The organism is Kitasatospora sp. NPDC054939, from assembly GCF_053610105.1.
On record NZ_JBSGXP010000001.1, the window covers coordinates 1 to 12,304 of the forward strand.

Sequence of the window (12,304 nt, forward strand, 5' to 3'; positions counted from 1 at the left end):
GCCCACGGACCCGCGACGGGTCCGTGGGCCGCCGCCGTGCGCCCGCGGCGCGGCTACTCGGTGGGCTCCAGCCCGGCCCGCAGCAGGCCGTAGGTGTAGGCGTCCTCCAGGGCCAGCCAGGAGGCCGCGATGACGTTGTCCGCCACCCCGACGGTGGACCAGGTGGCACTGCCGTCGGCGGACTCGATCAGCACCCGGGTCTTCGAGCCGGTGCCGTGCTGGCCCTCCAGGATGCGGACCTTGTAGTCCACCAGCTCCATCCGGGCCAGCTCCGGGTAGACCGGCTCCAGCGCGGCCCGCAGCGCCTTGTCCAGCGCGTCGACCGGGCCGTTGCCCTCACCCGTGGCGATCTTCCGCTCGCCCTTGGACCAGAGCTTCACGGTCGCCTCGTTGCCGGCGTTCCCTTGCGGCCCCTGCTCGCTGATGGTCCGCCAGGACTCCAGCGCGAAGAACCGCTGCCGGCCGCCGCGCACCTCGTCCCGGAGCAGCAGCTCGAAGGAGGCGTCCGCGGACTCGTAGGTGTAGCCGAGGCTCTCCTGCTCCTTGACCCGGGCGACCACCCGGCCCGCCAGGTCCCGGTCGGTGGAGAGGTCGTAGCCCAGCTCCTTGCCCTTCAGCTCCACCGAGGCGCGGCCCGCCATGTCGGAGACCAGCATCCGCATGGTGTTGCCGACCGCCTCCGGGTCGATGTGCTGGTACAGGTCCGGGTCCACCTTGATCGCCGAGGCGTGCAGCCCGGCCTTGTGCGCGAACGCCGAGAAGCCGACGTACGGCTGGTGGGTGGAGGGCGCCAGGTTCACCAGCTCGGCGATCGCGTGCGAGATCCGGGTCATCTCGGCGAGGCGGCCGGACGGCAGCACCCGGCGGTCGTACTTGATCTCCAGCGCGCCGACCACCGGGAACAGGTTGGCGTTGCCGACCCGCTCGCCGTAGCCGTTGGCCGTGCACTGGACGTGGGTGGCGCCGGCGTCCACCGCGGCCAGGGTGTTGGCCACCGCGCAGCCGGTGTCGTCCTGGGCGTGGATGCCGAGCCGGGCGCCGGTCTCCCGCAGCACGTCCGCGACGATCTCGCGCACCCCGCCGGGGAGCATCCCGCCGTTGGTGTCGCAGAGCACCACCACGTCGGCGCCGGCCTCGTGCGCGGTGCGGACCACCGCCAGCGCGTAGCCGCGGTTGGCCTTGTAGCCGTCGAAGAAGTGCTCGCAGTCGATGAACACCCGGCGGCCCTGCGACTTCAGGTGGGTGACGCTGTCCCGGACCATCTCCAGGTTCTCGTCCAGGGTGGTGCGCAGCGCCAGCTCCACGTGCCGGTCGTGGGACTTGGCGACCAGGGTGATGACCGGGGCGCCCGAGTTGACCAGGGCGGCCAGCTGCGGGTCCGCGGCGGCGCTGCCGCCGGCCCGGCGGGTGGCGCCGAAGGCGACCAGCTGGGCGTGCCGCAGGTCGAGTTCGGCCGCGGCCCGGGCGAAGAACTCGGTGTCGCGGGGGTTGGCCCCCGGCCAGCCGCCCTCGATGAAGCCGACCCCGAAGTCGTCCAGGTGCCGGGCGATGGCCAGCTTGTCGGCCACCGTCAGGTTGATCCCCTCGCGCTGCGCGCCGTCGCGCAGGGTGGTGTCGAAGACGTGGAAGCTGTCGTCGGGGTGACTGCTGGCCTCGGTCATGGCCGTGGGTTCTCCGTTCCGGGAGGTTTCGGTACTGCTCTGCCGGTTGCTCGTTCCGGCTCCACTGTCCAGCATCCCGCGCGCTCCCGGTGTCCCTCGGCCCCTTGTGGGGGCTCCGGCCGGTCCGGGGGCAAAACAAAAGACCCCTCGCGGGTGCGAGAGGTCTGCGCGCGGGTCTGGACGCTGGTGGTCGCTCCGCATCGGGTCCTGCGGGAGCGGTCACTGCGGACCGGCGCGCCTGCTGCTAATAATCAGCGAAAGCGAGGACACGCTCGCAGTCTGGCACATCGTCCGCGGACCGGCCTCCGCGTCTCGCCATCCGGGACACGGCGCGCCGGGCGGGCCGCCGGGCCGGCCGGGGCGCGGCCGGTCAGCCCAGCCGGTCGGTCGCCAGCTCGAAGCCGAACGGCTCGGGCAGCGCCAGGGGTTCGCCGATCGCGACCTCGTCGGTCGACCCGTAGTCGCCGTTCGCGGGTTCGAGGTGCAGGATGACCCGGTTCCACCGGCGGTCGACCAGCAGGTAGAGCGGGATGCCCGCGGCGGCATATCCCTTGCGCTTGGTGACCCGGTCCGTGGCGGCCCGGCCGGAGGTGACCTCCAGCACCATCAGCACCCCGTCCGGCTCCGCCCAGGGGCCGGCGTGCAGCAGCGCGCCCTCCTTGGCGAAGGTACCGTCCGGGATGTAGCGGCCGTCCGGGACGATCAGGCCCTTCGTCGCCGCGAAGTCGATGCCCTCCGGGCAGTGGCTGGCGATCTGCCAGACGATCCGGCCGATCATGGTCTCGTGCTCGCCGTTCGGCGGTGGGGCCACGATGATCTCCCCCTCGATGAGCTCGGCCTTGTACCCCTCAGGGGTGTCCAGGGCCAGGAAGGCTTCGAGGAGGTCGTAGTCCGGGAACTGCGGTGGTTCGGCATACCCGTGCGGCAGTGCGCTCACGGTCCCCTCCCTCATGTCGCCTGCACAACGAGTGGAACGGTTCGAGGCTACGCCCCCGGGCGCCGGGAGGGGAGCGGGGCGCCCGGGGTGCGGAGGGTGCCGGGTCAGACGATCCGGTGCAGCCAGCCGTGGGTGTCGGGGGCCTGGCCGCCCTGGATGGCGAGGAGGGCCTTGCGCAGCTGCATGGTGACCGGGCCGGGCTCGCCGTCGCCGACCGTCCAGTCGCCGCCGCGGGACTTGACCGAGCCGACCGGGGTGATGACCGCGGCGGTGCCGCAGGCGAAGACCTCGGTCAGGGTGCCGTCGGCGTTGCCCTGCTTCCACTCCTCGGTGGAGATCTTCCGCTCCTCGACGGCGAGGCCGAGGTCGGTGGCGAGCTGGAGGAGCGAGTCGCGGGTGATGCCGGGCAGCAGCGCGCCGGACAGCTCGGGGGTGACGACCTTGGCGTCCTCGCCCTCGCCGAAGACGAAGTACAGGTTCATGCCGCCCATCTCCTCGATCCACCGGTGCTCGGCGGCGTCGAGCCAGACGACCTGGTCGCAGCCCTTCGCGGCGGCCTCGGCCTGGGCGACGAGGGAGGCGGCGTAGTTGCCCGCGCACTTGGCGGCGCCGGTGCCGCCGGGGGCGGCGCGCACGTAGTCCTCGGAGAGCCAGACCGAGACCGGCTTGACGCCGCCGGGGAAGTACGCGCCGGCCGGCGAGGCGATGATCATGAAGAGGTAGGAGTTCGCCGGGCGGACCCCGAGCCCGACCTCGGTGGCGAACATGAACGGCCGCAGGTACAGGCTCTGCTCGGCCTCGTTCGGGACCCACGCCTGCTCCTGCTGGACCAGCAGCTCGACGGCCTCGACGAAGGCCTCGACCGGCAGCTCGGGCATGGCCAGGCGGCGGGCGGAGGCCTGGAAGCGGGCGGCGTTGGCCTCCGGGCGGAAGGTGGCGATGGAGCCGTCGGCCTGCCGGTACGCCTTGAGGCCCTCGAAGATCGCCTGCCCGTAGTGCAGGGTCATGTTCGCGGGGTCGATCTCCAGCGGCGCGTACGGCGCGAGCTGGGCGTCGTGCCAGCCGCGGCCCTCGGTCCAGCGGATGGTGACCATGTGGTCGGTGAAGACGCGGCCGAACCCGGGGTTGGCCAGCCGGGCCTCGCGCTCCGCCTGCGGCAGCGGGTGGGCGGAGGGCTTGAGGTCGAACGTGATGGGCGCCTGGGTGGGCGTGCTCATGGCTGTGTGTCCTTCACCGTGGGGTTGGTCCGGGCCGCCTCCGCCGGCGAGACGTTTCGGCGAACGGCTCCGAAACGGACGCACAACGACACGGCCCACTGTCGATACTCGCATCCAGAGGGCCGTGCCGAACAGTTGCCAGCTCCTTGGGGAGCTGCAAGCTGCGGTTATGCGCTCCGGCCCACCGGGCCGGAGCTTGTTCTCGCTCCCGGCCCCGTCAGCCGGATACTCGGGCGGCGAGCGCGTCGCCGACCTGGGAGGTGGTGCGGGTGCCGGTGCGCCCGGCCAGGTCCGCGGCGACCGCGGCCTCGACCGCGGCGGCCTCGGCGGGGTAGCCGAGGTGGTCCAGCAGCATGGCGACCGACAGCACGGTGGCGGTCGGGTCGGCCTTGCCCTGGCCGGCGATGTCCGGGGCCGAGCCGTGGACCGGCTCGAACATCGACGGGAACTCGCCGCCCGGGTTGATGTTGCCGCTGGCGGCCAGGCCGATCCCGCCGGTGACGGCGGCGGCCAGGTCGGTCAGGATGTCGCCGAACAGGTTGTCGGTGACGATCACGTCGAACCGCTCGGGCTGGGTGACGAAGAAGATGGTCGCCGCGTCGACGTGCAGGTAGTCGGTGGTGACCTCGGGGAACTCCCGGCCGACCTGCTCGAAGATCCGGGTCCACAGGTGGCCGGCGTGGACCAGCACGTTGTTCTTGTGGACCAGGGTGAGCTTCTTGCGCGGACGCGCCTGGGCCCGGCGGTAGGCTTCGCGGACGACCCGCTCGATGCCGTACGCGGTGTTCAGGCTGACCTCGGTGGCCACCTCGTGCTCGGTGCCGGTGCGCAGCGTGCCGCCGTTGCCGACGTACGGGCCCTCGGTGCCCTCGCGGACGACCACGAAGTCGATCTGCGGGTCGCCGGCCAGCGGCGACTGCACGCCGGGGAACAGCCGGCCCGGGCGGAGGTTGATGTGGTGGTCGAAGGCGAAGCGGAGCTTGAGCAGCAGCCCGCGCTCCAGGACGCCGGACGGCACGGACGGGTCGCCGATCGCGCCGAGCAGGATGGCGTCGTGCGCCTTCAGCTCCTCCAGCACGCTGTCCGGCAGGGTCTCGCCGGTGCGGTGGTAGCGCCGGGCGCCGAGGTCGTACTCGGTGGTCTCCAGCTTCACGTCGGCGGGAAGCGCGGCACCCAGGACCTTGAGCCCTTCGGCCACCACTTCCTGGCCGATGCCGTCACCGGGGACAACTGCGAGACGAATCGTGCGAGACATGCTCGGACCCTACTCCTGCGTTCCAGGGGGTGACATCTCGTGTCCACTATCCGGACGAACGCCCGGGCAGCCCGACGGCCGCCGGGAACGGGGGCTCGACCTTCGTCTGGTCGTGGGGGATCCCGGCTGCGACGTGGCAGCCGCCGGGGTTCCGGACTGCTCGGGCGATCACCGGGGGCGTCACCCCTTCGGGGGGCGTGCCGGGTGGTCGGGCGCCGGGGCCGCGCGCTGCGGGCCCCGGCGCGCGGGGCGGGTCAGGGCAACTGGAGGATCTGGCTGCGGGTGGCGTCCGGGTTGAGGTGGTGGAGGAGGAGCAGCCGGGGGCGGGTGCCCTCCGGGTGGTGCAGGTCGAGCACGGTGCCGGGCCGGACGGGCACGGCGACGGCGGGCGGTCCGGAGATCCCGGCCCGGACGGTGAGGGCGGGGTTGCCCGGGTCGAAGCCGAGGGTCGGCCGGGTGCCGCGCAGTCCGATCGCCGAGTACGCCTCGGCCGGGTCCGGCGGGCCGGCCGTGGCGACGCCGGTCCAGAGGCCGTAGCGCAGGCCCGGGCCGACGTTCGGCAGGGCGTCCAGCCGGACGGAGAGCACCAGGGCGTCGCTGTCCAGCAGGGCGGTGTCGGTGTCGCCCCAGCGGCCGTTCAGCGGTTGGACGTCGAGTTCCGCACCGGTGCGGGCGTCCAGGGTGCGGGCGACCAGGACGTCGCTGCCGCGCAGCCGGTCGGCCTTGACGTGGGCGTCGGTGGTGCCGTCGCCGTCGGTGTCGAGGGCGGCGCGGACGGCGAAGACGCCGACCGGGGTGGCGGCGGGGGCCCACACCTGGGCGCCGAGGTGGAGCCTGCCGTCGGCGACCGCCGCGCCCGCGGCGCGGAGGTTGGCCGCCCGGTCGCCGGGGCGCTGCACGCAGAGGTCCTGCGGGGCGGCCTCCCCCTCGGCGTCCTCGGGCCGGATACCGGCGCCGGCCTCGACCTCCTTGCCGCCGCCGTCGGCCGGGCAGTCCGCCCAGCGCTTCCCCTCGCCGCCGAGGGCGAAGGCGCTGAGCAGTCCCGGCCCTCCGCCGGGGGCCGAGCTGCCGTTGAGCGCGACCAGGGTGTCGCCGGCCGGGGTGCGGGCCTGCGCGGTGGCGGTGAGGCCGGTGGCGGGCCGGGGGGCGGCGTACACGGGCACCCGCAGCTGGGGGTCCCCGGTGCCGACGGGGGTGAGCAGCAGCCGGCCGGAGAGTTCGGCCCGGTAGCTGCGGGCCCGGCCGGCCTGCTGGACGGCGATGGTGGGGTCGGGGGCGCGGCCGAGTTCGCCGGGTACGGCCAGGGTGACGGTGACCCGGGCGCTGCCGTCCGCCGGGACGGTGACCCGGTCGGGGGCGATCTCGAAGCCGGCGCCGGGCACCCCGGTGGCGCCGGCCCAGCCGGTGCGGTACTCGATCGGCGTCCCGGAGAGGTTGCGGACCTCGACCTCCCGGGTGAGTCGCAGCGGCCCGTCGACCGGGACCGGCCCGAAGGAGACGCCGACGCTGCCGGCCGGGGCGCCCTCCCCGGCGGCGTGGGCGACGGCGGGGGTGCGGATGGCCCGGTCGACCCGGGCGCGGCCGGAGCCGGTGCGGGCGGGGCCGTAGACCGGGCCGGTGCGGTCGTCGCCGAGCCAGGTGTCCTCGGCGGTGTTCATCAGGGCGGCCTTGACCTGCTCGACGGTCCGGTCGGGGTGGGCGGCGCGGACGAGTGCGGCGAGGCCGGCCACGTGCGGGGCGGCCATCGAGGTGCCGTCCTCGCGCATGCCGCCGGTACCGGTGCCGACGGCGGCGGACCAGACGGTCTCGCCGGGTGCGGCGAGGTCGGGCTTGACGACGCCGGGCACGCCGATGCCGCGCGAGGTGAAGTCGGTGAGGGTGTCGGTGCGCTGCGGCTGGTCCTGGGGGACGACGCCGTGCAGGGTGTTGCCGGGGGTGGCGAGGGTGATCCGGACGGGGCCGTGTTCGGCGCCCTGCCGCAGCCGTTCGCCGTCGGCCCGGGCGAGCAGGACGGCGGGGATGCGGTCGTTGCCGGCGATCTCGGCGAGGTGGTCGTCGTCGGCGGCGAGCAGCGCGCCGATGGCGCCGGCGTCGGCGGCGTGGTTGGCGCGGACGGCGGAGCCGCAGGCGCGTTCGGATTCACGGGTGCGCCAGGCGAGGACGGCGATCCGGCCGGTGAGCCGCTGCCGGTCGGCCTCGTCGAAGGCGGTGCAGCCGTCGGCGCGGTCGGCGGGCAGGGCGAGTTCGCCGGTGACCTCGGTGGTGGACCAGCCCGGGTACTGGGTGCTCCAGTGGCCGGGCACGACGGCGGCGAGGGCTTCGGGGGCGAGCACCCGGATGCCGTCGGCGTCGCTGTGCCGGTCGACGGAGGCGGCGACGGCGAGGGCCCGCGGGGCGGTGCCGGGGCTGCCGCCGATGCCGTACACGTCGCCCTCGTTGCCGGCCGCGGCGACGACCACGGTGCCGAGGGCGGCGAGGTGGTCGGCGGCGACGGCGTCGATGTCGTCGGTGGCGCCGAAGCGGCTGCCGAGGGAGAGGTTGACGACGTCGAGGCGGTCGCCGAGGTCGCCGTCGCCGTCGGGGTCGGCGGCGAGGTCGAGCGCCTGGGTGAGCTGGTCGGTGGCGCCGCCGCAGCCGAACACCCGGATGGCGTAGAGCCGGGCCTCGGGGGCGGTGCCGGGGGCGACCTTGAAGGCGGCGGGGTCGAGGCCGCTGCGGTAGGGGCCGGTGTAGGGGCGGCCGTCGGCGGTGACGCCCTGGCCGGCGGCGGTGCCGGCGACGTGGGTGCCGTGGCCGTTGGCGGCGCAGTCGATGGGGTTGTCGTCGGGGTGCGGGACGGGCTGGTGGTGCGGGGAGGCGGGGTCGGGGTCGTAGTCGTCGCCGACCAGGTCGCGTCCGCCGACGACCTTGGCGGTGGGGAAGAGGTGCGCGGGGGCGGGGGCGGCGCCGTCGACGGAGCGGAAGGCCTCCTCGGTGCCGGGGCCGCCGAAGTCGGCGTGGGTGTAGTCGATGCCGCTGTCGACGATGCCGATCCGCATGCCGCGGCCGGTGGTGCCGTCGGTGCCGTCCCCGGCGGGGCCGGTCCAGGCAGCGGGGGCACCGGTGAGCGGCACCGAGTGCCCGTTCTCGCGCTGCTTGCGGACGATCGGGTGGACGGCGCGCACGCCGGGCAGGGCGCGCAGGGCGGGCAGCCGGTCGGCGGGGGCGCTGACCGCGAGGCCGGTGAGCAGGGTGCGGGTGCGGTAGAGCTCGCGGGCGGTGGGGGCGGCGGCGTGGACGGCCGCGGCGAGCCGGTCGAGGGCGTCGGTGGCCCGGGTCCGCTGGTCGGCGCCGGCCCGGGCGGCTGCGCGGCGGACGGCGTCCGGGGAGCGCAGGTCGCGGCGGGCGCCGTCGGCGGCCCGGCGCCAGGCCGGTCCGGCGGCCTCGGTGGCGAGTTCCAGCAGGACGGCCTGCGGGCGGGCGCCGGGCGGGTCCGCGGCGGGCCGGGTGGCGGTCGGCGGCCCTTCGGCGGTGCCGGCGGCGGCCGGGGCCGCGGTGAGTGCGAGCGGCCCGGCCAGCAGGGCCAGGGCGAGGCCGATCCGGGTGAGCGGTCGGCTGCGTGGTCGGGGGGACGGTCGGTGGACGGTGGTCGGCGGGTGCACTGGGCCCTCTCCCCCGGCCGGGGGACTGATCCGCATGCCGCGCCGCTGACGTCCGCCGGTGCGGACGTCGATCTCCCTTCCGGGAGCCCCAAATTAGGATGATCGCGCCGGAGAGCGCGAGCAACGTCCCTCGTTCGGGGGCTGCTTGCACTCTCCGGGGTGATACGGCGTCAGGCCGTTCGGCTCATTCGGACGATCTTCACCAGGGTCCGCAGGACGGTGGCCCGCAGCACGGCGGTACGCACGGCTGCCACCCGCTCAGAACCGGCCGGGGGCGCCGCCGTTGTCACGGCGGTCGAGGGCGCGCTGCAGGGCCGCGGCGGCGAAGGGGTTCGGCTCGGCGGCGCGCCGGCGGCGCGGGGCACGGGCCTGGGCGGCGGGGGCGGGGGTGGCGTGGCGGTCTGCGGTGGGGGGCATACCGGGGCTCCTTGGAAGCGGTGCGCGCACGGGCGCGCTGAGGGTGGGGAGAGGAACGCCGGGCAGGGATCGCCTGCCGCCGGAGCGTACGGCGCACACGGGCCACGCACCCTGGCTTCAGGGGTGGCTCACCGTATGGCACTTTCCACGGTACGGGCAGGGCCCGGCGATGTCTGCACGAATAGTTGGATTTCCTAGTATCTGAGACGGGACCCACCCGCGCGCCGCGGCGGGAACGCCGAGGGCCCGGCCACCGCGGGGGTGGCCGGGCCCTGGCGTACGGGCTGCGGGGCTCAGGCGCCGAGGTCGACCGAGCGGGCGAAGCGGGCGCCGATCTCGCCGGCGATCGCGGTCAGCACGTCCTGCGGGATCTGGCTGTCCACCGTGATGGAGGCCAGCGCGCCGCTGCCGTCGCGGGCGACCTGCATGCCGGCGATGTTGATGCCGGCGTCGCCGAGGTGGCGGCCGAGGACGCCGACGACGCCCGGGCGGTCCTCGTACTTGAAGAAGGCCATGTGGTCGGTCAGCGCGACGTCCACGTCGAAGGCGTCCACGCCGACGATCTTCTGGGTCTGCTTCGGGCCGGCCAGGGTGCCGGAGATGGCGATCTCCTCGCCGTTGCCGAGGGTGCCGCGCACGGTGATGACGTTGCGGTGCTCGGGGCTCTCGCTGGAGGTGGTCAGGCGGACCTCGACGCCGCGCTCCTGGGCGAACAGCGGGGCGTTGACGTAGGACACGGTCTCGGCCACGACGTCCTCGAACACACCCTTGAGGGCCGAGAGTTCGAGCACCTTGACGTCGTGCTGGGTGATCTCGCCGCGTACCTCGACGTCCAGCCGGGCGGCCACCTCGCCGGCCAGCGCGGTGAAGATGCGGCCGAGCTTCTCGGCGAGCGGCAGGCCGGGGCGCACGTCCTCGGCGATCACGCCGCCCTGGACGTTGACGGCGTCCGGGACCAGCTCGCCGGCCAGCGCCAGGCGGACCGAGCGGGCGACCGCGATGCCGGCCTTCTCCTGCGCCTCGTCGGTGGAGGCGCCGAGGTGCGGGGTGGCGACCACGTTGTCGAAGGCGAACAGCGGCGAGTCGGTGCACGGCTCCTTGGCGTACACGTCCAGGCCGGCGCCGGCCACCCGGCCGTCGCGCAGGGCCGCGGCGAGCGCGGCCTCGTCCACGATGCCGCCGCGGGCGGCGTTGACGATGCGCACGGTCGGCTTGACCTTGTGCAGCGCCTCGTCACCGATCAGGCCGATGGTCTCCGGGGTCTTGGGGAGGTGGACGGTGATGAAGTCCGAGACCTCCAGCAGCTCCTCCAGGGAGACCAGCTTGACGCCCATCTGCGCGGCGCGGGCGGCCTGGATGTAGGGGTCGTACGCGACGATCTTCATGCCGAACGCGGACATCCGCTGGGCGACCAGCACGCCGATCCGGCCGAGGCCGACGACGCCGAGGACCTTCTCGCTCAGCTCGACGCCGGTGTACTTGTTGCGCTTCCACTCGCCGTCCTTGAGCGCGGCGTTGGCCGGCGCGATGTTGCGGGCGACCGAGATCAGCAGGCCGCAGGCGAGTTCGGCGGCGGTGACGATGTTGGAGGTCGGCGCGTTGACGACCATCACGCCGGCCTTGGTGGCGGCGGAGACGTCCACGTTGTCCAGGCCGACACCGGCCCGGGCGACGACCTTCAGCTTGCGGGCGGCGGCCAGCGCCTCCGCGTCCACCTTGGTGGCGGAGCGGATCAGGATGGCGTCGACGTCGGCGATCGCGGTCAGCAGCTCGGTGCGGTCCGCACCGTTGCAGTGCCGGATCTCGAAGTCCGGGCCGAGGGCGTCGACGGTGGCGGGCGACAGCTCTTCGGCGATCAGTACGACGGCGCTCTTGGAAGTCACAGTGCTCACGACAGTGTGTCCTTAACTGTCCGGTTCTCCCCGTCCACGGCACGAGGGTGGCGTTGCCGGGCGGGGGAAGGTGGCATGCCGCGTAGCTAGACGCACGACGCTGTGGGCCTGACGCGCACTCGGAAGTGTATCGACGGGCGCAGGGCGCAGCTGCTCCCGTCCGGCGAAATCACCCGGACGGGAGCCGCCTGGTTGTACAAGGGGGACACGGACTCCCCGCCCGTGTCCCCCGGAGGGCCTACGCCTCTTCCTTGACCCAGCTCATCAGCTTGCGGAGCTTCTTGCCGGTGCTCTCCAGCAGGTGGTCCTCGTCGGCCTTCTTGTACTCGTTGTACTTGGGCAGGCCGGCCTTGTACTCGGCGATCCAGGTGTTGGCGAAGGTGCCGTCCTGGATCTCGGCGAGGACCTTCTTCATCTCGGCCTTGGTGGCGTCGGTGATGATGCGGGGGCCGGTGACGTAGTCGCCCCACTCGGCGGTCTCGGAGACCGACCAGCGCATCTTCTCCAGGCCGCCCTCGTACATCAGGTCGACGATGAGCTTCAGCTCGTGCAGGCACTCGAAGTAGGCGATCTCGGGCTGGTAGCCCGCCTCGACCAGGGTCTCGAAGCCGGCCTTCACCAGGGCGGCGGTGCCGCCGCAGAGGACGGCCTGCTCGCCGAACAGGTCGGTCTCGGTCTCCTCGGTGAAGGTGGTCTTGATGACGCCGGCCTTGGTGGCGCCCAGGCCCTTGGCGTACGACAGCGCGAGGGCGAAGGCGTTGCCCGTGGCGTCCTGCTCGACCGCGACGATCGCGGGGACGCCGCGGCCCTCCTCGTACTGGCGGCGGACCAGGTGGCCCGGGCCCTTCGGGGCGACCATGCAGACGTCGACGTCGGCCGGGGGCTTGATGAAGCCGTAGCGGATGTTCAGGCCGTGGCCGAAGAACAGGGCGTCGCCGGCCTTCAGGTTCGGGGCGATGGACTCGTTGTAGACGTCGGCCTGGATCGGGTCCGGCACGAGGATCATGATGACGTCGGCTTCGGCCGCGGCCTCGGCGGGGGTGACCACGCGCAGGCCGGCCTCCTCGGCCTTGGCACGGGACTTCGAGTCCGCCTTCAGGCCGACCCGGACGTCCGCACCCGAGTCGCGCAGGGACAGCGCGTGGGCGTGGCCCTGGCTGCCGTAGCCGATGACCGCGACCTTGCGGCCCTGGATGATGGACAGGTCGGCGTCGTCTTCGTAGAACAGCTCGGCCACGGGGGCACATCTCCTTGCGTGGTGGTGTTGCCGGGTACTGCGGTTCC

General features: G+C 73.9%; 8 protein-coding genes. All 8 read right to left on the minus strand.

The annotated features are described in order from the left end of the window. Positions 1–53: 53 nt before the first annotated feature. The 8 genes from cimA to ilvC all read right to left on the minus strand — a co-directional run bounded on the left by cimA (position 54) and on the right by ilvC (position 12,257). Positions 54–1,661, minus strand: a complete 1,608-nt coding sequence (gene cimA / locus ACWGB8_RS00005; RefSeq protein ID WP_452208579.1) for a citramalate synthase — start codon at positions 1,659–1,661, stop codon at positions 54–56. Positions 1,662–2,031: 370 nt separating this feature from the next. Next, positions 2,032–2,598: a Uma2 family endonuclease gene (locus tag ACWGB8_RS00010; protein WP_452208581.1), complete on the minus strand. Its 567-nt coding sequence runs from the start codon at positions 2,596–2,598 to the stop codon at positions 2,032–2,034. Positions 2,599–2,702: 104 nt separating this feature from the next. Then, positions 2,703–3,815 (minus strand): branched-chain amino acid aminotransferase, encoded by a 1,113-nt coding sequence (locus ACWGB8_RS00015; RefSeq protein ID WP_452208583.1) that lies wholly within the window; start codon positions 3,813–3,815, stop codon positions 2,703–2,705. A 217-nt stretch (positions 3,816–4,032) separates the two neighbouring features. Then, on the minus strand, positions 4,033–5,070 hold the full coding sequence (locus ACWGB8_RS00020; RefSeq protein WP_452208584.1) for a 3-isopropylmalate dehydrogenase: 1,038 nt from the start codon (positions 5,068–5,070) through the stop codon (positions 4,033–4,035). 254 nt (positions 5,071–5,324) lie between these two features. Then, positions 5,325–8,711, minus strand: coding sequence for a S8 family serine peptidase (locus tag ACWGB8_RS00025; protein WP_452208586.1), 3,387 nt, complete (start codon positions 8,709–8,711; stop codon positions 5,325–5,327). Between the two features lie 258 nt (positions 8,712–8,969). Next, the gene (locus ACWGB8_RS00030; protein ID WP_452208588.1) at positions 8,970–9,128 is read right to left on the minus strand and encodes a hypothetical protein; all 159 of its coding nucleotides are present in this window, start codon (positions 9,126–9,128) and stop codon (positions 8,970–8,972) included. Positions 9,129–9,421: 293 nt separating this feature from the next. Then, positions 9,422–11,011 carry a phosphoglycerate dehydrogenase gene (gene serA, locus ACWGB8_RS00035; RefSeq protein WP_452208824.1) on the minus strand — a complete coding sequence of 530 codons (1,590 nt, stop codon included), beginning with the start codon at positions 11,009–11,011 and terminating at the stop codon, positions 9,422–9,424. Between the two features lie 247 nt (positions 11,012–11,258). Then, a complete protein-coding gene (gene ilvC / locus ACWGB8_RS00040) occupies positions 11,259–12,257 on the minus strand; it encodes a ketol-acid reductoisomerase (protein ID WP_452208589.1) in 999 nt (332 codons plus the stop codon). Positions 12,258–12,304: the final 47 nt, after the last annotated feature.

What these genes read in the sequence shown, in the direction of transcription:
- cimA (WP_452208579.1), bottom strand. Translation starts at nt 1,661, where the DNA reads ATGACCGAGGCCAGCAGTCACCCCGACGACAGCTTCCACGTCTTCGAC.
- ACWGB8_RS00015 (WP_452208583.1), bottom strand. Translation starts at nt 3,815, where the DNA reads ATGAGCACGCCCACCCAGGCGCCCATCACGTTCGACCTCAAGCCCTCC.
- ACWGB8_RS00020 (WP_452208584.1), bottom strand. Translation starts at nt 5,070, where the DNA reads ATGTCTCGCACGATTCGTCTCGCAGTTGTCCCCGGTGACGGCATCGGC.
- ACWGB8_RS00030 (WP_452208588.1), bottom strand. Translation starts at nt 9,128, where the DNA reads ATGCCCCCCACCGCAGACCGCCACGCCACCCCCGCCCCCGCCGCCCAG.